This window comes from Halomicronema sp. CCY15110, assembly GCF_016888165.1.
Classification (GTDB): domain Bacteria; phylum Cyanobacteriota; class Cyanobacteriia; order Phormidesmidales; family Phormidesmidaceae; genus Halomicronema.
The window spans coordinates 1-23,421 of sequence record NZ_JACSWC010000142.1 but is presented as its reverse complement, the minus strand read 5'-3'; the positions used below and the strand labels follow the sequence as shown (position 1 = coordinate 23,421).

At 54.5% G+C, this 23,421-nt stretch carries 24 protein-coding genes; 13 read left to right on the top strand and 11 right to left on the bottom strand.

All coding sequences use genetic code 11. The features are described from left to right. Positions 1 to 56 precede the first annotated feature (56 nt). From JUK32_RS02790 to JUK32_RS02780, 3 genes are all read left to right on the top strand, one after another. A complete protein-coding gene (locus JUK32_RS02790) occupies positions 57 to 1,454 on the top strand; it encodes a metallophosphoesterase (protein WP_204137327.1) in 1,398 nt (465 codons plus the stop codon). A 147-nt stretch (positions 1,455 to 1,601) separates the two neighbouring features. Beyond that, positions 1,602 to 2,369, top strand: coding sequence for a pseudouridine synthase (locus JUK32_RS02785; protein ID WP_204137326.1), 768 nt, complete (start codon positions 1,602 to 1,604; stop codon positions 2,367 to 2,369). A gap of 95 nt (positions 2,370 to 2,464) precedes the next feature. After that, positions 2,465 to 3,274: a RodZ domain-containing protein gene (locus tag JUK32_RS02780; protein WP_204137325.1), complete on the top strand. Its 810-nt coding sequence runs from the start codon at positions 2,465 to 2,467 to the stop codon at positions 3,272 to 3,274. Positions 3,275 to 3,646: 372 nt separating this feature from the next. On the opposite strand, the gene JUK32_RS02775 is transcribed toward JUK32_RS02780, so the two are convergent. Next, a complete protein-coding gene (locus tag JUK32_RS02775; RefSeq protein ID WP_204137324.1) occupies positions 3,647 to 5,044 on the bottom strand; it encodes a thioredoxin family protein in 1,398 nt (465 codons plus the stop codon). A gap of 326 nt (positions 5,045 to 5,370) precedes the next feature. On the opposite strand from JUK32_RS02775, the gene JUK32_RS02770 reads away from it, so the two are divergent. From JUK32_RS02770 to JUK32_RS02750, 5 genes are all read left to right on the top strand, one after another. Next, positions 5,371 to 5,700: a hypothetical protein gene (locus tag JUK32_RS02770; protein WP_204137323.1), complete on the top strand. Its 330-nt coding sequence runs from the start codon at positions 5,371 to 5,373 to the stop codon at positions 5,698 to 5,700. A gap of 297 nt (positions 5,701 to 5,997) precedes the next feature. After that, on the top strand, positions 5,998 to 7,545 hold the full coding sequence (locus tag JUK32_RS02765; RefSeq protein WP_204137322.1) for a sulfatase: 1,548 nt from the start codon (positions 5,998 to 6,000) through the stop codon (positions 7,543 to 7,545). 179 nt (positions 7,546 to 7,724) lie between these two features. Beyond that, positions 7,725 to 8,570 carry a prolipoprotein diacylglyceryl transferase gene (gene lgt, locus JUK32_RS02760; RefSeq protein WP_204137321.1) on the top strand — a complete coding sequence of 282 codons (846 nt, stop codon included), beginning with the start codon at positions 7,725 to 7,727 and terminating at the stop codon, positions 8,568 to 8,570. 88 nt (positions 8,571 to 8,658) lie between these two features. Continuing rightward, entirely contained in the window at positions 8,659 to 9,363 is a 705-nt protein-coding gene (locus JUK32_RS02755) for a hypothetical protein (RefSeq protein ID WP_204137320.1), read from the top strand. Positions 9,364 to 9,377: 14 nt separating this feature from the next. Further along, positions 9,378 to 9,881: a GNAT family N-acetyltransferase gene (locus JUK32_RS02750; RefSeq protein WP_239112270.1), complete on the top strand. Its 504-nt coding sequence runs from the start codon at positions 9,378 to 9,380 to the stop codon at positions 9,879 to 9,881. Between the two features lie 45 nt (positions 9,882 to 9,926). Here JUK32_RS02750 and JUK32_RS02745 read toward each other — a convergent pair whose 3' ends face one another. The 4 genes from JUK32_RS02745 to JUK32_RS02730 all read right to left on the bottom strand — a co-directional run bounded on the left by JUK32_RS02745 (position 9,927) and on the right by JUK32_RS02730 (position 16,492). Then, complete coding sequence (locus JUK32_RS02745; RefSeq protein WP_204137319.1) at positions 9,927 to 10,430, bottom strand: nitrate reductase associated protein; 504 nt, start codon at positions 10,428 to 10,430, stop codon at positions 9,927 to 9,929. A gap of 220 nt (positions 10,431 to 10,650) precedes the next feature. Next, the gene (locus tag JUK32_RS02740; protein ID WP_204137318.1) at positions 10,651 to 12,867 is read right to left on the bottom strand and encodes a molybdopterin oxidoreductase family protein; all 2,217 of its coding nucleotides are present in this window, start codon (positions 12,865 to 12,867) and stop codon (positions 10,651 to 10,653) included. 258 nt (positions 12,868 to 13,125) lie between these two features. Continuing rightward, the gene (locus JUK32_RS02735; protein ID WP_204137317.1) at positions 13,126 to 14,751 is read right to left on the bottom strand and encodes an MFS transporter; all 1,626 of its coding nucleotides are present in this window, start codon (positions 14,749 to 14,751) and stop codon (positions 13,126 to 13,128) included. A 151-nt stretch (positions 14,752 to 14,902) separates the two neighbouring features. Further along, positions 14,903 to 16,492 carry a ferredoxin--nitrite reductase gene (locus JUK32_RS02730; protein ID WP_309224471.1) on the bottom strand — a complete coding sequence of 530 codons (1,590 nt, stop codon included), beginning with the start codon at positions 16,490 to 16,492 and terminating at the stop codon, positions 14,903 to 14,905. Between the two features lie 492 nt (positions 16,493 to 16,984). Between JUK32_RS02730 and JUK32_RS02725 the strand changes: the two genes are divergently transcribed. Continuing rightward, positions 16,985 to 18,121, top strand: a complete 1,137-nt coding sequence (locus JUK32_RS02725) for a HEAT repeat domain-containing protein (RefSeq protein ID WP_204137316.1) — start codon at positions 16,985 to 16,987, stop codon at positions 18,119 to 18,121. Between the two features lie 154 nt (positions 18,122 to 18,275). Here JUK32_RS02725 and purB read toward each other — a convergent pair whose 3' ends face one another. Then, positions 18,276 to 19,571 carry an adenylosuccinate lyase gene (purB, locus tag JUK32_RS02720; protein ID WP_204137315.1) on the bottom strand — a complete coding sequence of 432 codons (1,296 nt, stop codon included), beginning with the start codon at positions 19,569 to 19,571 and terminating at the stop codon, positions 18,276 to 18,278. Positions 19,572 to 20,053: 482 nt separating this feature from the next. On the opposite strand from purB, the gene JUK32_RS02715 reads away from it, so the two are divergent. Beyond that, positions 20,054 to 20,542 (top strand): type II toxin-antitoxin system VapC family toxin, encoded by a 489-nt coding sequence (locus JUK32_RS02715; RefSeq protein ID WP_204137314.1) that lies wholly within the window; start codon positions 20,054 to 20,056, stop codon positions 20,540 to 20,542. Positions 20,543 to 20,545: 3 nt separating this feature from the next. Beyond that, complete coding sequence (locus JUK32_RS02710) at positions 20,546 to 20,716, top strand: hypothetical protein (protein ID WP_204137313.1); 171 nt, start codon at positions 20,546 to 20,548, stop codon at positions 20,714 to 20,716. Positions 20,717 to 20,851: 135 nt separating this feature from the next. Here the strand turns inward: JUK32_RS02710 and JUK32_RS02705 are convergent, their stop codons facing one another. Genes JUK32_RS02705 through JUK32_RS02685 form a run of 5 tightly spaced genes read right to left on the bottom strand, consistent with a single transcriptional unit; the run spans position 20,852 to position 22,337 of the window. Beyond that, positions 20,852 to 21,229: a type II toxin-antitoxin system VapC family toxin gene (locus JUK32_RS02705; RefSeq protein WP_204137312.1), complete on the bottom strand. Its 378-nt coding sequence runs from the start codon at positions 21,227 to 21,229 to the stop codon at positions 20,852 to 20,854. After that, entirely contained in the window at positions 21,216 to 21,437 is a 222-nt protein-coding gene (locus JUK32_RS02700) for a DUF2281 domain-containing protein (protein WP_204137311.1), read from the bottom strand. Before JUK32_RS02700 ends, JUK32_RS02705 begins: the two co-directional genes overlap by 14 nt. Positions 21,438 to 21,463: 26 nt before the next feature. Further along, positions 21,464 to 21,619, bottom strand: coding sequence for a hypothetical protein (locus tag JUK32_RS02695; protein WP_204137310.1), 156 nt, complete (start codon positions 21,617 to 21,619; stop codon positions 21,464 to 21,466). Then, complete coding sequence (locus JUK32_RS02690) at positions 21,616 to 22,053, bottom strand: type II toxin-antitoxin system VapC family toxin (protein WP_204137309.1); 438 nt, start codon at positions 22,051 to 22,053, stop codon at positions 21,616 to 21,618. The genes JUK32_RS02695 and JUK32_RS02690 overlap by 4 nt, the downstream gene beginning before the upstream one ends. Next, positions 22,050 to 22,337 (bottom strand): hypothetical protein, encoded by a 288-nt coding sequence (locus tag JUK32_RS02685; protein ID WP_204137308.1) that lies wholly within the window; start codon positions 22,335 to 22,337, stop codon positions 22,050 to 22,052. The genes JUK32_RS02690 and JUK32_RS02685 overlap by 4 nt, the downstream gene beginning before the upstream one ends. Before the next feature lie 155 nt (positions 22,338 to 22,492). Between JUK32_RS02685 and JUK32_RS28615 the strand changes: the two genes are divergently transcribed. Further along, complete coding sequence (locus JUK32_RS28615; protein ID WP_204137307.1) at positions 22,493 to 22,852, top strand: DUF6972 family protein; 360 nt, start codon at positions 22,493 to 22,495, stop codon at positions 22,850 to 22,852. After that, entirely contained in the window at positions 22,815 to 23,072 is a 258-nt protein-coding gene (locus JUK32_RS02675; protein WP_204137306.1) for a hypothetical protein, read from the top strand. The genes JUK32_RS28615 and JUK32_RS02675 overlap by 38 nt, the downstream gene beginning before the upstream one ends. Positions 23,073 to 23,421 lie beyond the last annotated feature (349 nt).

The following is a 23,421-nucleotide window of genomic DNA, read 5'->3' as shown; positions in this document are numbered from 1 at the left end:
TTGGCGATCGCGGTTCGCAGTCGCTAAAGTGCAGGAGAGCTTTACAAAATGACGCTATGGGCCTTGCTATCGATCCAGCTATTTCGAAGAAGGTGAAGAAGATGCGATCGCGGGTTCGCTGGCAGGCCCCTGCTATTGCGACCCAGGGCATTGATCAAACTCGACTCGGCATTGCCGATGGGCTGGCGTCACCGTCAGCCTTTTCTTTTTTGGTGATTGGTGATAGCGGCTTTGGGCCGCAGTCGTTCGGCCATCCCCAGCAAGCAGTGGCCGATTATCTGGCTACCCAGATGCCTGATTGCCGCTTTTTACTGCACACCGGCGATGTGGTCTACCGCATGGGATCGCCCGACCAATATCCAGCCAAATTTATCGCGCCCTATCGAGCGTGGCTGGTGGGGGGCGATCGCCACAAACGCTTAGACTATCGCCATCTGGTTTTCCGCAAACCCTTTCTGCCCGTGCCGGGCAATCACGACTACTACAATTTGCCCTTTCCCTACGGTCACTTTGTCGCGGCTCTGCAACCGCTGCGGCGATCGCTCAACCTGCCCGTGCCGCCCACCAATGGCCGCCGAGGCTCCGCCACCGGCGACACCTACGCCCGCGCCTTCTTGGATTATCTCAAAGACGTGCCCCCAGCCCGCTTGGCCCAACACCTTGACCAGCACTACACCACCCCCACTGAAACCGGGCGTGCCCTCACCTATGAGCCGGGCCAATTTACCCGATTGCCCAATCGCTACTATCAGTTTCGCTACGGGAACATCGACTTTTTTGCCCTGGACTCCAGCACGTTTAACCGCCCAGTTGATGGGGATGGGGCCGCAGCGTTGACGGCGGACTCGCCCAGCCAGCAACTCCCCATCGATTTGGATTGGGAGCAATTATTTTGGCTCCGCGATCGCCTCATCGCCTCCCACCAAAATCCCAACGTGCGGGGGCGCATTCTGTACCTGCACCATCCGCCTTACATTACCGAAGCCAGCAAACTGCACGAACCGGCCTGCCTAAACGTCCGACAACACCTGCGCTGGGTGCTCGATGCGGTCGCCGAACACATCGAAAATGACGCCTCCAACCCGCTGCTGGATCTGGTGCTGAGCGGTCATGCCCACTGTTTTGAATATTTGCGCACGGTCGAGACGGGGCACGGCGATCGCCACCTCAATTGGCTAGTCTGCGGCGGCAGTGGGGCCAGGCTGCGATCGCAACATGCCGACACCACCCTTTGTGAAACCCTCAAGGGCGCGCCGCAAGTGGTCGCTAAATCCCAACTCTTCATTGGCCGTCATGGCCACGGCGCGGATACCCACTGGCCCTATACCTTTCTCCGCATTGATGTCGAGCCGAATCGCGACAGCGATCGCCCGCAATTTGTCGTGCGTCCCTTCATTGCCCAAAACGCCCACCATACCTGGACCCGGTCAGAGTTTACACCGCTGATGCTGTAGAGCTGCCACCACTCTCAGCCCAAGCGAGGTCACCCACAGCATGGACCAGCGATCGGCTGTGTACGGTTTCCCCGTACTGTGGCGATCGCTATCGAACCGATACGATATAAGAGCACTATCATCGTTTACCTCAGGTACCCATTGTGTATGGAGGAGCGCTTACAAAAAATCTTGTCGCAGTGGGGCGTCGCCTCCCGACGGGGCGCTGAGGGCCTGATCCAAGCGGGGCGCGTCTCAGTCAACGGCACCGTGGCCGAACTGGGACAAAAAGCCGATCCCCAGCGCGATCGCATTCAACTGGATGGCCGGGAGCTCACTCCCCGCGATCGCCCACCCGCCTACTATGGCCTCCTCAACAAACCGCTGCGGACGATGTCTACCTGTCATGATCCCCAAGGTCGTCGCACCGTCATTGATTTACTGCCTTCCGCCTTACAGCAAGCTAGCGGCATTCACCCGGTGGGCCGCCTCGACTACAACTCGACCGGAGCCTTGCTGCTCACCAACGACGGCGACCTGACTTATCAGTTAACACATCCCCGCCATCACATTGCCAAAACCTATCGTGTCATCGTTAGGGGACAACCGAGTCCTGATATTATCAAGCAGTGGCAACGAGGGGTACGCCTCGACGGTCACCAGCCGGTGCCTGCTAAGGTGAGGATTGTGTCCTCAGGCAAATCGTCCGCACACACCGAATTGGAAATTGTTTTATGGGAAGGGCGTAATCGCCAGATCCGCCGCACCGCCGAACTGTTAGGGCATCCGGTCAAACAGTTGCACCGCCTATCGATTGGCCCACTGCAGGTGAATCATCTCAAATCTGGGCAAATACATTCACTTACACCTCAGGAGTTAAAGCAGCTACAAGACGTGGTCATGAATACTGCTGATGTAAGAAATGTCACAGAATAGTAAAATCGACGGATATTACTGTTAAACAATCCTCGCCTGATTCAAAACCGTCACTAATTAATTGATTGTATTCGTTTGCATCTTCGAAGGGTTTGATGAATAAGTCGGCACCGAACATTAACCAGCTTCATCGTGAGCAACTGGTCTATATTGGTCAAATTTTACGAGACGCCCGTGAAGCGGCGGGGCTCTCTCAGGCTGGGTTAGCCGAAAAGACCCTGATTCGGTTAACTCTGCTGAATGCGATCGAAGTCGCCGACATTAGCCAGTTGCCCGAGCCTGTCTATACCCGGGGACTCATTCGTCGCTATGGCGACAGCTTGGGTCTAGATGGCGAAGCCCTGGCCATTCAATATTTCACCCCTGCCACCCACAAGCCATCACGGTCATTTTGGCGCTTGCCCATCACGCCTCAGTTACGTCCGGTGCATCTTTACGTGACCTATGTGGTGTTAATTGGGGTAGCGATCAGTGCGCTCTCTTATACGTTGCAGCGCATGAGCTATCAAAACAGCACGCTGCCGGTTTTAGAAGGTGAAGTTGCAGAAGAGGCCATGATGCCTGAAGGGGGGCCGGGAACCGACGACGCAGAGTCGCCCACCGCCCCTGATGCCCCAGCAGTGCCCGCCGAAGTAGCGGCTGCGCCCGTGAGGGTCACCGTTCAACTACAAGAGCAGTCTTGGCTACGCATTACGACTGACGGCAACGTCATCTTTGAAGGCATTATGAAAGAAGGGGACTCCAAAATTTGGACGGCGGAGGAACAACTTCGCATTCGCGCGGGCAATGCTGGCGGTGTGCGGGTTTCCTTTAACGAGGGCAACGCCGAAGTCTTGGGGCAACCGGGCATGGTCGCCGAGGCCACTTTCCCCCCCAACAACACCGCTCAGCTGACCAACCGTTAAGGGGTTGCACGCGACTGATAGATAATTCAGCGCCTCAGAGGATCTGGCTTGCGAGTTCAATGCCGTCGAGCCCATCTTCCTGCGGGCTCAGGAAACTGCGGGTAATCATGCACCTGACCCAATCTAGTCGCGGCTTCGCTTACCCTGCCAGCTTCGAGAGTTGAGTATTCGAGAGTTGAGTAGAGTCGGCACTCGATCTACAGGGACTTTAATTTTCGCGCGAGCCTCTAGGCTCAGATTTTAGGCACCGAGCGGTCGTCATGATTGCTCCACAAGAGAACTGGATGAATGGAGGTTGCCAGGTAACGCGCTTTGGAGTGTCGATGGGCGGTTTGAGCGTCCAGCGATCGCCCGCCTCAGGTTGAGCCGGTCTCAACCAAACATCAATAGTTGCGGTTTGAACATCATCACTAGACCAAAAAACAGCATAAACAAGCCACCGCCCAGCTTTAAAACGCGGCCCTGGCTTTCGGTGAGTCGCGCTGACTGAAAGGCATAAATGAACCCGGCCAAAATCAGCAGCAACGGCAAAATATAAATGGCAGCATACAGCCCCGTCCAGGCGGAATAGCAGACGATCGCGGCGCTCCCATCTGCCGCGCAGTAGTTAATCAGGGTGGTCATATACACCACAGGCAAAATGGCGGTGCAGCCCAGTTCCACAATATTCACAAACACGGCTAACAGCACCGTGCCCCCCAACGCTCCGGCGAACTGCCAACGGTTCTTATCGGCATGGCGGAGATCGCGAACAATTTTGCCCGCTTTTTTGCTAATGGTGCGCTGCTGATCGGCAGACAACGACAGCGAGACGCCTTCTTTGAACCAAAAGTAGTCTTTGATATTGATCAGGCCCGCGATCGTGATCGCCATGCCCAACAGCAGCAAAATCACATTGCCGTACTGCTCAATCAGCACTGATCCCAGCCCGATCATCAGCATGATGAAGAGGAAGTACATCACGGCAGAGGTCAGCACAAAGGTGCCGCCAATCAACACCATGTCACGCCGTCGCTGGGTGTAGGTCAGCAGCGAGAGCAAAATCACCAGCACGGTAAACGCACAGGGATTGAAGCCGTCAGCCAGGGCGATCGTGCCTACAAATAAGGGGAAAGGTAATCCTTGGGCAAAACTCCGAATCGTCGACTCGGGGGTAAACCCAATTAGCATAAACAGGCAGACGAGCAGAATTGCGGCTAAGCCGCCAATCCAATAGCGGCGAGCTTGTGGTTGCCGAAGGCGATCGCGCAGCGGAAGGCCACTCACCAAGTAAAGGACGGGCAACGCCGCCATCCACCAAAGGTGATTTTGAGCGTCAGGGGCCGCAACCGTCTGGGCCAGATTAATGTCATGCCCCACGGCATCAGCGATCGCGGTCACGATTTGATTGCGATAGCCGATATATCCGGCATACGCCTCGACATACTCTTTGGGGCCACTCGTAGCGTCGTAGCCAATAAAACTCAACTCTCCGATCGCCGTCCGGGGCACCGCCCCCGTTTGGATATTGTGCGCTTGCAAATACTGGCGAAATGTTTCCGGTTCTTCACCCACCTCAATGATGTGAACGTCTACATCATCGTTGTAAGCATCAATGTCTTGCATGAGCGGCATCTGCTCCCGACAGTGAGGGCACGACTCGCTGTGAAAGAAATACACATTGATCGCGCCGTCGCTAGTCTCAGCCCACGACGCAGCCGGCGTCACCACCAACGACAGCAACGCCAAAATAAGAATTAAAAACCTTTGCCAATGTCTCAGTAGTTGCATGCCCCAAGGCTACTTTCACTAAAGAAAAAGCTCGCAAATCGTAGGGAATCTTTCAACTTTGACGCTCTAAAACCATGCCTAAGTTGACCACTGAAGGAAATTCGTAGAGTTTGAGAAAACGCCACACCAAAGTCGACGAGGCGACCCAATCAAGCAGCAAGACTTATCAGAAAGATTTACGGAACCTTTGCAGATTGTGAGTGAGATCACGGACTATATCGAGCCTGGATATCGTTACATTACTTAAAGAAGCCGACTCAAATTACAGCATCGAAATTTTCGAGCCGTTTTTCGGCAACATCACCCAGCCGAGGATATCAATGACCATGGATCTGTCTCAGCCCTGTGCCGATAAAGCACTAACCCCGCAATCCGATCGCATTCGCGTTTTGGGTGAAACTGGTCAAACGGTGGTGTACATGTTTCCCGATGGACAGGCATGGGCTGACCGTGAGCAACCGGATTTCGATGCGGTCAAGGTCGGTCAACGGGCATCATCCGCTGCGCCTCGATCGCTCAATGCTGATGAGCAATGGCTAAACACGCTCGTTGCAACTGGCAAAGTGACGTTAGCTCAACAAGCTGTAGTGCTCCACGATAGGGAGAGAACAGGGATGGACCTGGCGGAAATTCTGTCGGTTAGGGGCTGGCTCTAGGGAAAATTTGAGGTTGTGGCGATCGCTGACCTCGCCGCCACGTCAAACAAATTATGCGGGTACGGCTAATCACCAAGATGACTAGGAGCGGGGCAGCAGCAATCTCCGTCCAGGACGAGAACATTGGCAAATCAGGAGGCATTGCAACGGCAGCCTGAAATTACCGAGGCCCCCTTCTGGGATGTCGGCATAACAATACGGTATTGACGTTGCCCGCTATTCTGGAGTAAGCCATCTGCCTTTCACTGGCAACAGTGTATGCAGTCAGTCCTCTCAGTGTTATTGCGAATCACTATCATGTCTAGCCAGCGTCCCGATGTTCTGTTCATAGTCTTGGACACGCAGCGAGCCGATCGCCTCTCCTGCTATGGCTATCCCCTCAACACCACGCCTAACCTAGATGCCTTTGCAGCTCAGGCGACCCGGTTTGAGACGGCAATTGCCCCCGCCCAGTGGACCATTCCCTCCCACGCCTCCATGTTCACCGGGGTGTATCCCTCGGAGCACGGTATGACCCAGTCCTATTCCGTCATGCCCGATGAGGTGCCCACCCTGGCAGAGCGCCTACGGGATAGTGGCTATTTCACCGCCGGTTTTTGCAATAATCCCCTCGTCGGCGTCATCAATAACGGCTTGCGACGCGGCTTTCAGAGCTTTTTGAACTACAGCGGCTTGCTCACGTCGCGGCCCAACCAGGCCGGCGCTTCCCCCGGACTCGTGGGGCGCTATCGCCAATGGTTCAAGCGGCAGATTTCCGGTGTGATGACCAAAATTCAAGATGCCTTTGCCCGCTCCGACTGGTTATTGGCACTGTCCTTCACCCCGATCATGGTGCCCCTGTGGCAGACGGCCCTCAGCTTTAAGGGCAACACCGCCAAGTCTTTGGAAGATACGGCGCGGCTACTGTGCGATCGCGATGACACCGCTCCCAACCAGCCCATCTTCGCCTTTGTGAACCTGATGGGCACCCACATGCCCTATCATCCGCCCCGGCCATATATCGAGAAGTATGCGCCCCATGTGTTGCGCGATCGCGACGCCCGCAACTTTCTCCAGCGCTTCAACAATGACGTGTATGGCTGGCTAGCCCCGCTGACCGGAGCCCTGGACAACGACCAGAAAAAAACCCTCGACGGTATGTACGACGCCGAGGTGGCCTATCAAGATGCGTTGCTCGGCAGCTTCTTTGAAAAACTGGAGCAGGCCGGTCGCCTCGACAACACCCTCGTCATCATCTGTGCCGACCACGGCGAACACCTGGGCGAAAAGCAACTCATGGGCCATAGCCTTTCCATTTATAACGAACTGGTGCGAGTCCCCCTGATCATTCGTCAGCCAGGACAGAACCAGGCCCAAGTCGTTAGTGAAGTCGTCTCCACTCGTCGCTTGTTTCAAACGGTGCTAGATGCCGCAGAACTCGCCAACCATCAGGAGCAACCGCTGACCTTGCTGCCCCAATCACAGACCCATCTCGAAACTGATTTTGTGTTTGCCGAAGCGATTCCGCCGCAGAATGTAGTGAACCTGATGCAAAAGCGGCAGCCGGACTTGGTGCGCGATCGCGCCTGTGATCAACCCCGCCGGGCGGTGTGGATGGGGACACACAAGCTCATCGAAGTCGGTGACACTGCCATCGAACTGTACGACGTGCAGGAAGACCCCCAAGAAACACTGAACATTAGCGCCATCTTGCCGGAAAATGTGGAGGCGTTGCAGGAGTGTCTACAATCCTTTGCGGGCGAAATAAACGGTTACGGTACGTTGATCACGGCGCGGCGGGCTCCGGGCTATGACAATCCAGAGGTGCAGCGCCGCCTACAAGATTTGGGCTATTTGGAGGATTAGGTCAATCGCCCTGTCTGTCTGCGCGATCGCAGAAGCGGCGATCGCGGGAGCGAGGCATTCTCGATTCAAGGCTGCCGGAAAATCAGTTGGTAATCCTGAGAATGCCTCGCTCCTAAGGGGTTCTCCCCGATCTCACACTCATCCACCCTCACACTCTCATACCCATCTACTCGGCATCCATGTATCCCCCTGTTGATCCCATCATTTTTGAATTTGGCCCATTTGCCCTGCGTTGGTACGGGTTACTGATGCTGGCGGCCATCCTCACGGCGGCACAGATTGCCAGTCACGAGGTGGCCCGCAAAGGCGAAGATCCTGACAATCTCTGGGACATGTTGTTTTGGATTCTGATTCCGGGATTCATCGGCGCGCGGCTCTATTACGTGTTTATCCAGTCGCCTCGGGGCAGTACCGGGCTGGGCTATTACCTGCAAAATCCGGGCGAAATCTTGAAGGTTTGGGGCGGCGGCATCCATATCTTTGGCGGTTTCATTTTTGGCGGCATCGCCCTGTGGCTGTTTACCCGCATTCGCAAGCTTGACCCGCTGCCATATTTGGATGCGATTTGTCTAGGACTGCCGCTGGCGCAGGCGATCGGGCGCTGGGGCAACTTCATTAATCAGGAACTGTACGGGCCACCGACGACATTGCCCTGGGGACTGCGAATCGATCGCGCCCACCGCATCCCGCCTTACAACGACCTCAGCACTTATCCCGACAGCACCCGCTTTCATCCGCTATTTCTCTACGAGTCACTGTGGAACTTTATCGGGTTTGGCATCATCTTTTGGCTATCGCGGCGGTTTAATAAACAACTGAAAGATGGCGACATTGCCCTGATGTATCTGATTTGGTATCCCTTGGGGCGCTTCTTCATCGAGTTCCTGCGCACCGATTCCTGGTTCTTTCCGGGGACGCCGTTTAATGTGGTGCATATTTTGACGGCGATCGCCGTTCTCGCTGGGGCTGCTGGCTTATATTGGCGACATCGGGGCACCTCTAGCCCACCCACACCGCAGGGTTAAGGGCGGCAAGCGAGTACAGACTTCCGCATCGCTGCGGTCATTTTCGTAAACAGGCGTCCCGCTCAGCAAAGGTTTTGGCCCGCAGGCAATGGCCCGTCACCTCGACTTTCCTCACCCCAATGGCGATGCCAATCATAATCGGGGCAACCAGCCGCACCGTCGCTGGAGACATCGCGGGGTTATTGCTTGGGCCGGGCTGGCGACGGTGGGTTGGCTTGGCTATCTTGCGTTTCTCGGCGGTTTCCCTGGCAACTACTGGCTAGCGCAGATTTACAGCTTCTCAATCGCGGCTTTGATGTCCCTGGGTCTAACCGCGATTTTGACTGCGCCGATCTTTGGCTTGGCCTTTGGCCTGCTGGCGATCGCGAGCCTCAATTCCGACTGGCGATCGCGATCGCGTCAGGGGGCGAAAACACTCCTCCTCATGCTGTTGATTGAGGCGATGGCGATCGCGGCCCTATTACCCAGTGGCATTCTGGTCGGATATGTCACGGATCGACTCGCGATTGCCCCCTGGCAAGTCACCTATCGCACCATTTACGTGTCGCCCCTGGACAATAATTATGGCGACCTGATGCTGGTAAGATGTCGCTGGTTTGGCTTCTGCCGTCAGGTCTATCGCAGTTACACCGATGCCGGTTCCTCAGAAGATGCCTATTTGCAATTTGATGCTGAGGCGAACCAAGTCAAGCTGCATTTAGAGGGCCGCTGGGTGTATGTGCGATCGCCCAGCGGCCCTGCCTGCAAGGAAATCTTGCGCTCTGATGATCCGTACAGCAAGTGCGATCCCTAACTGGCAGGAAGTGAATGCCCGTCTTGATGGACACCACGCCGCAGAAGGTGCCAATGATCATTATCCGACCAGCAGTTCCGGCCGATGTGCCGACGCTGGCCACCCTTTTCCATGAAACGGTGATGGCCCACGGGCCACAGCATTACACCGAGGCCCAAACGCTAGCCTGGGCCGCTGCCACGCTGGAGACTGAAGCATTCCAGCAATTTATTTTGGGCGTTCAAACTTATGTCGCAGAGATGGCTGGAGATACCGTGGGCTTTGGTGGATTGGGCCAAGACGGCCATATTGCGTCGCTGTACGTCCATCAAGCGTATGTGGGGCAGGGCATTGGCACAGCGATATTAACGTACTTGATCGAGCAGGCTAAAGGCGATCGCCTCACGCGCCTCCATGCCGAAGCCAGCGAATTTAGTGTCGGCCTTTTCCAGAAGCTGGGATTCCAGCAATCCGGCACCGAAGTCGTCGACCGCCTTGGCGTGACATTCACCCGTTATCTGGTGCAACGCCATCTTTGAACTGAGTGGCATTGACTCAGCTACCCTGCCACCCAACCACGGCCATTACCAGGATGTTGACTTCCCACCGGTCTCTGAGGCTGACGCCTGGAGGCCAAACTCCTGTAGGGCGGAGACAAAGTTACGGTTTTCGTGGCCAGAACGGCTGAGTTTGCATAGTGCAAAACGCTCTAATGGCTGTAGGGCCGACCAGGCATCTGTCCCAATGGCGGTCTCAAACTTAGCGGCCTGGGCAACGACATCGGCGGGCACGACGGTGGTTTGCAACCAAGGGGGATGGGGATCGATGGGTAAATCTTTGGCCGGGGTCTCGGTGTATTGCAGAACGGTTGCCTGCACGAGATCGCGGTAATGGTCAATCTCGGTCGGGGTGGCGCAGGGGTGACTGACCAAGGACTCACGATCGCCCTGATTAAATTTGTGCCAGTGCTCGAGCTTCAGCTTGACGCCGCAAGTATCGAGTTTGTAGCGCACCTGCATGGGAATGCAGCGGAGCGACTCAACAAAATCAGCTTCAAATTTGAAGAAGGTCAATGCAGGTGTGGGCATATCGTCACAAAAAATCAGTTTGGTTGAAGGTGGGGATGGGGTCAGAGAGTGGTGAAGTTTATAGGTGGTTAGTGCCATGATTCATCATGCGATCGCGACACTCATAACGACTAACAAGGGGCGATCTGCCAGTAGTGAGGGGACGGTTCCCTCGGATGGCTGCTGACTGTATCGGTAGTACCGACAGGGAACCGTCCCCTTGAGACAGGTGTGGAAATTCTCAATGCTGGAGGACAGCGTTGCTGGCGGCTAGTTCAAGGGACTCACTCACCTGTTGGTGGGTGCGATCGCCCGCTAGCATCGCTTCGGTAATGGGCACGACGGCAACGGCGCTAGCTTTCAGCTCTGGTTGCAGAGAAATGGGACACACGGCGGAGTGGGTGAGGGCATTGCACTCGGCGGCATCGGCCCAGAGCGCGCCCCAGTGCATGGGAATAAACAGCACTCCTCGACGAATATATTGGGTCACCACCACTTTGAGGCGGGCATAGCCGCGCCGCGATCGCACCTCGACCCAGTCGCCCGACTGTACCCTGAGATGCTGGGCATCGATGGGGTGCATTTCGAGCAGCGGTTCGGGGTGCATTTTGCGAATTTTATCGATGCGGCCCGTGCGGCTTTGGGTGTGCCAGTGCCCATACAGTCGGCCATTGGTCAACACAAAGGGAAACTCGGGGTCCGGCGGCTCAGTCAACCCCTGTTCATGGAAAGCGGCAAACTGGGCACGGCCATTGGGGGTGGGAAAGCGAAAATTAGTATAGAGGCGCTTGTCGTACTTGGTGGATGCGGTGTCTGGGGTTTCCGTTTGAGGACAAGGCCATTGAATTGGCCCCTCGGCAGCCAGGCGTTGATGGCTGAGTCCGGTCATGTCGCACACGCGCCCGGCGGTCAACTGTACAAATTCGGTATACACGTCGGCTGACGTTTGGCTAGCGAACTGCTGTTCAAAGCCCAGCCTTCGCCCCACTGCGGCAAAGATTTCCCAATCGGCGCGGGTTTCGCCGGGGCGATCGCGAAACGCTGGGCAATAAGTCACCGTACGCTCCGAATTCGTCATGATGCCGCTCTTTTCGCCCCATTGGGCAGCGGGCAATAGCACGTGGGCATATTCTGCTGTTTCCGTCGGGTAGTAAGCGTCTTGCAAAATGGTGAAGGGCGATCGCCGCAGGGCCGCTTTAGTACGCTCAATATCCGGCATACTGACGGCGGGATTCGTCGCCGCCACCCAAAATACCCCCACGGCTCCTTGTTCCAGGCCGACCATCATGTCCCAAGCGGCTAAGCCCGGCGTCGGAGAAATGCTCCCAGCGGGGAGTTCCCAAGCCGTTTCCACCGCTTGCCGGTGTTCGGGATTTTTGACCAGGCGATACCCCGGCAAAATATGCGCCAGACCGCCCGCTTCCCGGCCTCCCATGGCGTTGGGTTGACCCGTGAGGGAAAACGGCCCGGCTCCTGGTCGCCCAATTTGTCCAGTCATCAAATGCAGGTTGATCAGCGTCCGCGCTTTAGCAGTCCCTTCGGCAGACTGGTTAATGCCCATCGACCAGAGCGACAGCACACTTTTTGAGCGGCCCCACCAGCGCGCCGCCTGTTCCAGATCGGCCACGGTAATCCCGCAGACTTCTGCCACCTTTTCCGGGGGGTAGTGATCCACAACCTCGGCATAGGGGGTAAATCCCTGGGTGGCCTCTTCGATAAACAGCGGGTCAATCCACCCTTTGCGCAGCAAAATGTGGGCGATGCCATTCATCAAGGTGATATCAGTACCGGGACGAATCGCCAGGTGCAGGTCGGCATCTTTCGCCGTTTCGGTGCGCCGGGGATCGACCACAATGAGCTTCACTTTGCCCTTTTGCTTGCGGTGATACTTGCGCAAGCGGTTGAACACAATGGGGTGGCATTCGGCGGTGTTGGTGCCGATCAAAAAGGCGCAATCGGTCTGTTCTAAATCGTCGTAGCAGGTCGGTGGCCCATCGGAGCCAAAGCTTTGAATATAGGCGGCGACGGCAGAAGACATGCACAGTCGCGAGTTGGCGTCGAAGTTGTTCGTGCCAAGGCAGCCTTTCAGCAATTTCTGCGCAGTGTAATAATCTTCGGTCTGGAGTTGACCAGAGCCATACATGCAGATTGCTTCCGGCCCTTGGGTATCCACCACCTGGCGAATGCGTTGGGCGATCGCATCTAACGCCTCATCCCAACTCACCCGCCGAAACGGTTCATCTAATGAGTCCCGCAGCATGGGGTAAAGCAAACGGTTTTTGTCGATCGAATCAGCGATCGTCGCGCCCTTGACACACACCATCCCCTTGCTGGAAGGATGGGCGCGATCGCCCTTCACCAAATAATTTTCAGTCTCGGCATCGGGCTGGCCCACCGGGGCAACTTCGAGGCCGCAACCGACACCACAGTAGGGGCAAAGGGTTTTCGTGGAAGTCATAAACTATCTATCTAAAAAGTAGGACTCTAGAAGCTGGAAAAACGGCCCCCGAAAAGATGTTCAGGCTGTCTCAGGGGGTTAGCAAAATATTGATAGCTGGATGTTTGCCGACTTGATCCGGTTTGGTAGATTGCTGAGGATCCAAATTTGAGAAAAGCCAGGAGAACGGCTTCATCACGATGAATGAAGTTGCTCCCCCGGCTACTGTCTGATAGTGAAAAGGAAACTCAGTTGGGCCTCCTAGACCTTGACTAGCAACTACATCAGCCGGGCTGACTGCTCCTCTGGCAGGACCGAGGGATGAGGATGCATCCCCGGATCTTCGCCTTCGTGGAACTCCGCAAAGGAACCCTGAGGCTCATCCAGGAAGAAGACGCAGAGGAAGGCCACAATCAAGCCAGCAATGCCTAATAGCTGGAAGAACTGAGCATTAACGGTTGACATGACTGCTTCGCCACCGGTGGCAGCGGCAGAAGCATCGGTAAAGAGGAGGCGCATGGTCAGGTAGGCGACTGCACCCACGTTGCCGTAAGCGCCGACATTACCGGCAATCTGACCAGTCACCTTACGCTTCACTAAGGGCACCATCGCAAAGGTTGACCCCTCAGAAGACTGGACGAAGAAAGAGCAAGCCATCGTCAACAGCACCGCCAGCGGTAGCGGCCAAGCACTGTTGACCGTGCTCATCATCAGGTAACCGATCCCCATGCCCGCAGTCAGTACCACCATGGTCCATTTACGGCTGCCCATCTTGTCAGAGATCAACCCACCGCCCGGACGAGAGGCCAGGTTCATAAAGGCATAGCTCGCGGCGATCGTCCCGGCAGTCGCTTTATCCAGACCAAAGGTGCCTTCAAAAAAGGCTGGCAGCATGGTCACCACCGCCAGTTCAGAACCGAAGTTCACGATGTAGGTCAGTTCGAGCATGGCAACCTGCTTAAAGCGATAGCGCTCTTCGGGCGGATACACCTTATCGCCAGAGAGGAGATCCTTGTTGACAGTCCAACAGTTATAAGTCTGGAAAGCATAGAGAGCGATCAAACAGGCCCAAGCGATGTACATGCCCCCCATGGTCAAAAAGTTGACCTTGGTTAGACGCCATGCCAACACCATCAGAATGGCGGTGAGGGGGATATTCATGACGAGCAAGAACCAGAAGTCACGCACGGAGGTAACTTCGAGGCCGCGAGCGCTCTTGGGACGCTGATATGCCTTGCCCGGCGGCGTATCAGTCACGTTGAAGAAGTAGAAAATTCCGTACAGCGCCCCGACAATACCGGAACCGAGGATGGCGGCGCGCCAGTTCAGAATGTCAGTCTGGAACGGCGGGAACAGCAACACTCGAAAGTTTTCCATTTCGGGGAACTGGAAAGCACCGGGCAAAAAGGCTAGCGCCAACCCAAACAGCACCATGGTGAAGGCAGAGAAGGCGGAACCAAAGTTACCCCAGCCACCATAGATGCCTTCGGCAGTACCCACTTCTTTCGGCGGAAACCACTCAGCGGTCATGCGGATACCAATGACGAAACCAGCGCCGACGATCCCCATCAGCAAGCGCCCCAACACCAACTGGTTGAAGCTCTGAGCGGTGGCAAAAATCGTGCAGGGAATGACGGCATAAACCAGCAGCACGGAGTAGGTCAAACGGGGGCCATACTTGTCCAACAGCATCCCGATGATGATGCGAGCCGGTACCGTCAACGCCACGTTACAAAGACCAATCGTGCCTACCTGTGCGGGCTCCAGTCCAAAGTCTTGAGCGATCGTGGTGGCAAATGGCGGAAAGTTAAACCAGATAACAAAAGTTAGGAAAAACGCAAACCAGGTCAGGTGTAGGATTTTGTACCTTCCCTGAGTTGCTTTAGAAAACAACTCGACGAGCATTCGTGCTAATCTCCTAGTAAATCAAGAAACGATTTAAAACCTTGGCAAATGAACCTTTGCAAGGTTTTTTCTTTTCAGACACACTCCCCCTAGCGATTTTTGGGAGTTCCTTATGGGCAGCGGCAACGAGCGATCGCCCCTGCCCAAAGCTCTATTCATCAACGGTCATTTGCAAGTGACCATTGTGCTCAGGCGCACCATCGGTAGCGGGTTGCGCACCAAAGTGCTCGGTCAATAGTCCGGTGAGCACTGTCGGTAAGTCATCACAGGGCACGCCCTTTTGTACACAGGTGCCGAGTTGCGCATCTTTGCCCACTTTGCCGCCCATGTAGATATCGACGCCTTCAGCGGGCTTGCCGTCTTTGCGCACCTTGGTACCCATGAGGCCAATATCTGCCACTTGAGGTTGACCACAGGAGTTGGGGCAGCCCGTCCAGTGAATGCGAACCGGGCGAGGAATACTCAAGGTGACGTCGAGTTGACGGGCGATCGCGATCGCCCGCTGCTTCGTTTCGATCAAAGCGAAGTTGCAGAACTGGGCTCCCGTACAGGAAACCAGCGATCGCACCAGCGGCGTGGGCGCGATCGAAAACTTTTGCAGCAGCGGTTCGTCCATCAACAGATCCAGCCGCGTGTCGGGAATGTAGGGAATGATGATGTTTTGCTCGACAGTCAGGCGAATTTCGCCATCGCCATACACATCAGCGATGCGGGCAAAGTCGAACATATCCTGAGCGGTCAAGCGACCCACCGGCACATGGAAGCCGACGTAGCTCAACCCTGGCTGCTGCTGAGGGTACACCCCGACATGATCACGCTTGTCCCAATCGATCTCGTCTTCTGCCGCCGCGCTGAGCAAAGGCTTACCGTAGGCTTTCTCCACCGCCGCGCGAAAGGTGTCCATGCCCCATTCGTCAATGAGCCACATCAGCCGGGCTTTTTGGCGGTTGACGCGCAACCCGTTGTCACGATAGACCTCCAGAATGGCGCGGGAAAGCATGACCACATCATCATTGGGCTCAACCCACGCGTTGAGCGGCACGGCCGCCTCACAGCGCCGGGCAGAAAAGAAGCCCCCCACCAAAACGTTGAAGCCGAGTTTTTCGTCGCGATAGGCCGGGACAAAGGCAATGTCGTTGATTTCCGCATGAACGGCATTATCTCGACCGCCTTCTACCGCGATGTTGAACTTACGAGGCAGGTTGGTGAATTCCGGGTTCCCCTCACCGCGATCGGTAATCATGTCTTGCAGCTTTTTCACTAAGCCGCGCGTGTCAATTAATTCATCGGCGTCAATGCCCGCCACCGGAGATCCCGTGATGTTGCGCACGTTATCCATGCCCGACTGCATCGAAGTGAGACCCACCGCCTCAAACCGCTCAAAAATATCGGGAATATCTTCTAACCGAATGCCTCGCAACTGCAAATTTTGGCGAGTGGTGATATCAGCACTGCCTTCCTCGCCATAGCGCTGCACCACTTCGGCCAGCACCTTCATTTTTTGGCCTGACAAGATGCCATTGGGCATCCGTAACCGCAGCATAAACTTGCCCGGGGTCGTGGGTCGAAAGAAAATACCGAGCCATTTAAGCCGTTGCGTCAAATCAGTTTCATCCACCGATTCCCACCCGAGTTGCGCAAATTTTGCCAACTCCGACTTAACTGCCAAACCATCTTTTTCAGCCTTGAACTTTTCAAACTTATTCAGTTTTCCAGGTGTTCTTTGAGCTGCATCAACCACAATTTTTCCCCTTGAGCTAGGCACAACATTTAATCTAAAAATCGAGCGAAACTTGCAAGCCAGGTAACGGACCGGGAAACCATTAAACTTTCTCAACTGCAAGCATTATCACAGGCGCTTGCAGCTAACTTAGGGGAGACAAAAATCATTTTTTGTAACTGCTGCTACCATTTTTACCCCCCATTACGGGTACTGCATGAACCCAATGCACAAAATGCATTAGCTCTCCTGCCCGCTTGATTGGGTTGATTTCGTTTATCCGGGTGATCACAATTGTGAGGATATCGTTCGGCGATCGCCCCCTCAGTTGGAGCGATTTTCGTTTTGCATTGAGGGGCTTCAGATCATGCTAAATCTGCTTTAAATTGATGCGAAAAACGAATTCCATCGACTACAGATGTTTATACCGAACTTTTTGCCCCAGATGTCTTATGACTAGATGACTTTGGTAGTCGGCGGGGCCGAGGTTTACCTGCGATCAAAAAATCTATTATGGTTGTTGAAATTCCTGCCGCCGCTATGTGCTCAGATGTGCTTGCCGAGCAATTCGAAACAGTATTAGAGCAGTTTTTGGAAGGTGACTTCCGAGAGAAATGGGAAACGAGTAAACGACTCGTCGAGCTGGGGCCTGGGGCGATCGCTTATCTGGTTCCCCTCTTACAAGATGAAGCCTATGACTGGGAAGTCCGCTGGTTTGCCGCGCGTACGCTCGGGCAGTTTGATCATCCCGATGCCTTGCAAGCCCTGATTGATATGCTGCAACGGCGACCTGACGCGGATCTGTTGATGATGGTCGCCGAGGGTTTAAGTCACTTTGGGGAAGCGGGGATTAAAGCGCTGATCGAACTGTTAGAGCCGCCAGAATATCGGTTGATTGGCGTCCAAGTATTGGCCAGAATCCAGCATTCGGCAGTGTTTGTGCCCCTCTTGGCAGCGGTTGAAGATGCTGACCCAGCGGTGCGGGCGGAGGCGATCGCGGCATTGGGCAACTTTCACCATACAGAAGTGGACAAGTTATTGCTCTCAGCGGTGCAAGACCCCAGCATGATCGTGCGGCGAGAGGCGATCGCCGCCCTGGGTGTCCGCCGCCATTTGCTGGCGCAAGTGAACCTCGTCGATACGCTGTTACCAGGGTTGTGGGATGTGCGCCCGGAAATCAACCAGGCCACTGCGATCGCCCTGGGCAAGCTGGGCACTGAGACGGCGGTGACGGCATTAGCGCGGGTATTGTCCTCGCCCCACACCCCAGACAGTCTGCAATCTAGCGTGATCAGCGCCCTGGGGTGGATTGAGCGGGCGGCAGCGCTGCGGGCCTTAATAGCGGCGTTGCGCCAACGCTCTGTCCCCTTGCAAATCCAGATAGTAGAAACCCTGACGCGGTTACAAACTCCGCCATTGCAACAACGGGCCGGAGAAGCCCTCTGCGATTGGCTCAACAGCTATCTATCGCAGCCGACCGCTGACTGCCAACTGATCGCCGCGATCGCCTTGGCCTTGGGAACTTTGCAATACCAACCCGCCGTACCGCTATTGACTAGCCTGCAGGCAAGTGCTGATCCCAAAGTTCAGCTCTATGCCGAAGCCGCCCTCCGAAAGTTTGCCGATGAGGCTGAAGTAGACAGTATCTAAACCTCATCCAGATTCAGAAGTGGAGTCGCAACATCTGCTCGAACCTCACCGCCTGCGGCACCTTTCCTTCTCAAGGAGAGGTTAGAGGAGGTTTTTTCCACACACGCAAAACTCCAGTTTTCAAATTGGACTTGGTTTAGTTAAGTAATCACGCTTAAATCCCTAGCCGTTGGTACACGTCATCTAAATTGCGTAGGTGATGATTGGGGTCAAAACAGGCGTCAATTTCCGTCGCCGACAGATGCGCTTGCACGCGATCGTTGCCGCTCACCAGCGCCCGAAAATCGCCCCCTGCCGTATTCCATGCTTGATGGGCCAAAGACTGCACAATTTCGTATGCCTCTTCCCGCTTCAGCCCTTTGTCCACCAGCGACAGCAACACCCGCTGACTAAACACAACGCCGCCGTACACATTCATATTGCGCTGCATGTTTTCGGGGTAGACCAGCAGCTTCTTCACCAAGTTTGTCGTCTCCACCAGCATGAAGTGGATCAAAATGCAGGAGTCTGGCAAGATCACCCGCTCGACTGAACTGTGGGAAATATCCCGTTCATGCCATAGCGCCACATTTTCCAGCGCGGCCATCGCATTGCCCCGAATGATGCGGGCACACCCCGTCAACCGCTCGGAACGGATGGGATTACGCTTATGAGGCATCGCCGACGAGCCCTTCTGCCCCTTAGAGAAAAATTCCTCCACTTCCAACACGTCGGTGCGCTGGAGGTTACGAATCTCCACCGCAAATCGCTCTATGGAAGCGGCCAATAGCGCCAGGGCATTCATGAATTCCGCATGAATGTCCCGCGAAATGACCTGAGTAGAAGCCGTATCGGGACGGAGCCCCAGTTTTTGGCAGGTGAGGGACTCAATGCGCGGATCGACATTGGCATAGGTGCCGACCGCGCCGGAAATTTTGCCTACGGCAATTTTGTCTTCCAGATGGGTGAGGCGATCGCGGTGGCGCATCATTTCTGCTAGCCAACCCGCTAGTTTGAATCCAAAGGTAATCGGTTCCGCATGAATGCCGTGGGAACGGCCAATCATCACCGTATCGCGATGCTCTTGGGCACGATAGCGAATCGCCTGAATCAAATTTTCCACGTGGGTTTTGATCACCTGGAGGCTGGCCACCATTTGCAGCGACAAGGCCGTATCCAGCATGTCAGAGCTGGTCATGCCGAGGTGAATATAACGCCCCGCATCGCCCACATACTCGTTGACGCTAGTCAGAAACGCGATCACATCGTGCCGCACTTCCGCTTCAATTTCTAAAATGCGATCGGGGTCAAAATCCGCTTTGGCCTTGATCTCGTCCACCGCCGCTGGGGGAATGTAGCCGAGCTCTGCTTGGGCTTCGCAAACCGCAATCTCAACCTGTAACCAAGTTTTGTATTTGGCCAGGTCATTCCAGAGTTCGCCCATTTCGGGCAGGGTGTAACGTTCTATCAAAACATCAAGCAGAAAACAACCGATCTATATTACATGGCGATGTTCCCCCATGTGCTTGCTGCGGACAAACTGAGCGGGCCAAACGTCAGCTGGTCACGACGATAAGCCTTGCCCTGGGCCGCTAAACTAGCTCCATGAATGTTGGATATCTCTTTCCTCCGTCATGGAGATCCCAGCAAGACAGCATGTTGCAAAATGCTCACCAATGGGGAGCAAAAATTCGTGAGCACTGGCGATCCAGCTGACTAAAGCGGGTGCGGAATCGAGGCAATTCCACTTTGAAGTTGGCGATCGCGTTTCCAAGCAGCCAACGCTCAGTCACCTGTTGACATTGATGCAGGGAGCTCAGCTTCGCGATAGTAGTTCAGCTCGACTCGGTAAAGGCTGCTTGGGTGCTTGCTGTTCAGAGGAGGGCTTAGTATCCATTGGTACAGACTGCCGTTTATCGCCTACATTTTCTTTGACCATTTTTGCTGAATTGCATGAGCGAAACTGTTTATATTGAAACGAGCATTTTGGGTTATCTCACTGCTCGTCCCACGAATAATCTCATTTTGGCTGCAAACACTAAGCTTACTCAAGATTGGTGGGAGACTTCTCGATACGAATTTACGCTTTACGCTTCTGAACTTGTGCAGGATGAAGCCGCTCAAGGGGATGGCGAGATCGCTGCCCAGCGACTTTCTTTGCTTGAGCCGATCGCCTTTCTGGAGCTAACCGAACCCGCGATCGCCCTTGCCCAAGTCTTTCTGGCAGAGAGTAGTCTGCCTGCAAAGGCGGCGAATGATGCGCTACACATGGCGTTGGCTACGGTTTACGGTTTGGACTACTTGCTAACATGGAATTGCAAACATATGGCAAATGCCCAAATTCAAAAGAAACTAGCTCAAATTAGTGGGCAGTTGGGCTATGAACTCCCGATTATCTGCACTCCCTACGAATTGATGGGGTACGAGCCTACAGAGGAATGAGTGATGTTTAAAGACGAAATTGTCAGCGAAATTCATCGATATCGAGAAGAATACGCTGAGTCATTCAATTATGATTTGAACGCGATATTTGAAGATTTACGAAAAAAGCAAGCTGCTCACAGGCATAAGCTGGTGAAACTTCCGATTAAGCGACAACCGACAAAATCAGTTTAGCGGTGGCTACGAGATCGTCCATTCCAGAACACGACACCCGCAAAGCGATCGCGATTCCGACAAGCCAACACCCAGTCACCTGCTGACATTGATGCAGGGATTGTTTTGTCCGAACGGCGATGCTGTGCTTGTAAATTACTTCGACGAAATTTCGGCCATCCGGTTGGCAAGTTGTTGGTCTAAAGTGAGTAGCTCTAAATGGTGGACGCTCGCTGTAGCGGCAATAATCGCGTCGGGCGTTTTGAGACCATATTGCCGACGAATCTGAATGGTGGCATCTTCGATAGCTGGGCTCATGGGCACGTAATTCATAGCGCTGAGCAGCTTTGCAATGCTTTCGATTTCAGCTGCCGTGATAGCGGGAAACCCCAATAGTTCAATTCGGGTAATGAAGCTGTAGGAGCAGTCTTGGATAGAGATTGGACGATCTCGTAAAACCTGCTGAACGGTCTCATTGGCTTTTAACAAGCCGATCACGAAGTTGGTATCCAACAGCAACTTAGTGCCACTCACGTCTCATCGCTCTCTCGATTTCGACAGGGTCTTCGTTGAAGTTGGGGGAGTTTTTGAGCGTACCGAAATACTGAGTGAGGGGGGCTGGCGGCTCGCCCGCATCGGACTGAAATCGCTGCCGTAGAAACTCGGCAAACATCAGCACAAGGTTGGCGTGCTCTTCGGGCAAAGTTTTGACGAGTTCATACAGCGTGTCAGCAGTACTCATGTTGGTACGGGATATTTCTATAAATCCTATCGCACCGACACGAAAACGCCGATCGCCCCTCTCACCAAGCTGCGATCGCCCCTCCAAAACAGCACACCCGCAAAGCGATCGCTGTCCTGATCAGCCAACGCCCAGTCACCTGTTGACAGTGATGCCGGGGACTCAGCTTCGCGATCGCTCACAAATCAGTGCCACCATTGCTGACGGCCAAGCCGAAGGCTTGAGCGGTACTGGTCAGAGCTTTATCGAGTGTGAGAAACTCTGGGACTTGGCGATTTCGAGCGATCGCTAAATGTAGCGCATCGCCAGCTCGTAGCGTTGTCTGGTCTCGCCACAGTAAGGCGGTTGCCAGTTGAAAGTCGGAAGAACTGACCGGCAACACGGTGTAAGTGTCCGCGCAATCGGCTTCAAAAGTGCGAAAAATGCGGGTGACTTGCTCAGACTCAAGCTCCCTCATGCGAACTCGACGAGACACTAAGCTGGCAAATTCTACCTGAGTCCAGTCGCTGATGCTGATCTGTCTAGGGGGCTGCGATCGCAGGGTTGCCTCAACTTGGGTGCTGGTGGCTTCTTTGATATAAAGCGGTGCGAGGAAGCTGGTATCAACGTAAATCAATAGCGGGCCTCTTCACGCAGTTGTTTGAGGGTTTCTAGCGTTGAGGTTTTAGACAGCTTTTGGTGCGACCTGAGCTCGGCCCGACTCGGTAAGGGTTGGCCTGCGGCGGGTTGACTGGGGAGATGAAGGATTTCCTGCCCGGCGGCCATAACCACCACATCTTGCCCCTGCTGGGAAGATTGCCAAAGCTGAAGGGCGATTTGGAGGAGTTCTGGCAAGCGTTCACCCGCATCTTCGAGATGAGCCATCAAATCGTCGGGGATATCTAGGGTGAGTTTAGCCATGAGATACTCTTGCATTGAAGCAGCTAGAATACCCCCATTTTATGCGGTCTCAGCGATCGCGATCTCCCCCCTAAAACACTGCATCCGCAAAGCGATCGCTGTCCTTCCCAGAAACGGTACTATCGACTAAATCACCCGGTGTATCGGTTTAGTTCATGAGCGGAATTCGTCGTGTAATCACGCCAGATCTCCGACCGAGTCTGATTGATCGTCACTTACCAGGAACCGCGCAAGTCCGACGCCTTTTACGAAAGGAAGGTAGAGCGCATGTATTTAATGACCGCGAAACGTTGGCAAGAGTGGCGCAAGCCATTATCGAACAAGGGGAAAGAACGGGAGAGGTAGATGAAACGGATGATTACGAAAGATACGGCCTCTATTTCTCAGAAGCGATCGGTTACATCATCAAGGCGGACGGCAGCCGCACCCCGCTCTACTACGGCGAGATTAAAATTGTAAAAGCTAGTGGAGAGTATCATGCTATCCCAAGAACAGGCCCTCGCAGAACGAGCTAAAACCTGGCGGTTTCTAGAGCTTTGGGTTGACCCGGCGCTGTTTCCGCCCAGAGTGTTGATGCTGATGGGCGATCGCGATGGCTCTTGTCGGATCTTTAAACCGGATGCTGATTACCAGTTGGTGGTGACTCACTCAAACTATGAAGCGGCAAAGGATTGGCTGTTGGAAGATGAGTATGAGCGCATTGAAAGCCAACTTTTAGCAGCGGAAATTATCTAATTGGGCAAGCGATCGCGATCTCACCCCCCAAAACAGACCTCCGCAAAGCGTTCTCGATTCCAAGCAGCCAACACCCAGTCACCTGTTGATAGTGATGTAGTGGCCTCAGCGTCGCGATTACCCCCCAAAAACAGCACCCCCGCAAAGCGATCACGGTTCTGAGAAGCCAATGAGAGCAAAGTTCAGAATCCTGTCTCATAGCAAGATACTTTCTGCCAGCTGAATAAATTGTTCACTTTGCTCGATGAGTTGCTGAACGTCTTCTGCGGTCAACTTATACCAATTCTCTATAAAGCTGCATAGAATAGAGCCTCAAGGATAAAGTCATAGCCGGTCAAGGAGGCGATGG

Bases quoted from the DNA above. Each gene is read 5' to 3' on its own strand.
- JUK32_RS02750 (WP_239112270.1), top strand. From the start codon at position 9,378: ATGCCCGTCTTGATGGACACCACGCCGCAGAAGGTGCCAATGATCATT.
- JUK32_RS28615 (WP_204137307.1), top strand. From the start codon at position 22,493: ATGAGCGGAATTCGTCGTGTAATCACGCCAGATCTCCGACCGAGTCTG.
- JUK32_RS02725 (WP_204137316.1), top strand. From the start codon at position 16,985: ATGGTTGTTGAAATTCCTGCCGCCGCTATGTGCTCAGATGTGCTTGCC.
- JUK32_RS02685 (WP_204137308.1), bottom strand. From the start codon at position 22,337: ATGGCTAAACTCACCCTAGATATCCCCGACGATTTGATGGCTCATCTC.
- JUK32_RS02715 (WP_204137314.1), top strand. From the start codon at position 20,054: ATGAGCGAAACTGTTTATATTGAAACGAGCATTTTGGGTTATCTCACT.
- JUK32_RS02790 (WP_204137327.1), top strand. From the start codon at position 57: ATGGGCCTTGCTATCGATCCAGCTATTTCGAAGAAGGTGAAGAAGATG.
- JUK32_RS02775 (WP_204137324.1), bottom strand. From the start codon at position 5,044: ATGCAACTACTGAGACATTGGCAAAGGTTTTTAATTCTTATTTTGGCG.
- JUK32_RS02740 (WP_204137318.1), bottom strand. From the start codon at position 12,867: ATGACTTCCACGAAAACCCTTTGCCCCTACTGTGGTGTCGGTTGCGGC.
- JUK32_RS02780 (WP_204137325.1), top strand. From the start codon at position 2,465: ATGAATAAGTCGGCACCGAACATTAACCAGCTTCATCGTGAGCAACTG.
- JUK32_RS02770 (WP_204137323.1), top strand. From the start codon at position 5,371: ATGGATCTGTCTCAGCCCTGTGCCGATAAAGCACTAACCCCGCAATCC.
- JUK32_RS02765 (WP_204137322.1), top strand. From the start codon at position 5,998: ATGTCTAGCCAGCGTCCCGATGTTCTGTTCATAGTCTTGGACACGCAG.
- JUK32_RS02745 (WP_204137319.1), bottom strand. From the start codon at position 10,430: ATGCCCACACCTGCATTGACCTTCTTCAAATTTGAAGCTGATTTTGTT.
- JUK32_RS02755 (WP_204137320.1), top strand. From the start codon at position 8,659: ATGGCCCGTCACCTCGACTTTCCTCACCCCAATGGCGATGCCAATCAT.
- JUK32_RS02675 (WP_204137306.1), top strand. From the start codon at position 22,815: ATGCTATCCCAAGAACAGGCCCTCGCAGAACGAGCTAAAACCTGGCGG.
- JUK32_RS02700 (WP_204137311.1), bottom strand. From the start codon at position 21,437: ATGAGTACTGCTGACACGCTGTATGAACTCGTCAAAACTTTGCCCGAA.
- JUK32_RS02785 (WP_204137326.1), top strand. From the start codon at position 1,602: ATGGAGGAGCGCTTACAAAAAATCTTGTCGCAGTGGGGCGTCGCCTCC.
- JUK32_RS02710 (WP_204137313.1), top strand. From the start codon at position 20,546: ATGTTTAAAGACGAAATTGTCAGCGAAATTCATCGATATCGAGAAGAA.
- JUK32_RS02735 (WP_204137317.1), bottom strand. From the start codon at position 14,751: ATGCTCGTCGAGTTGTTTTCTAAAGCAACTCAGGGAAGGTACAAAATC.
- lgt (WP_204137321.1), top strand. From the start codon at position 7,725: ATGTATCCCCCTGTTGATCCCATCATTTTTGAATTTGGCCCATTTGCC.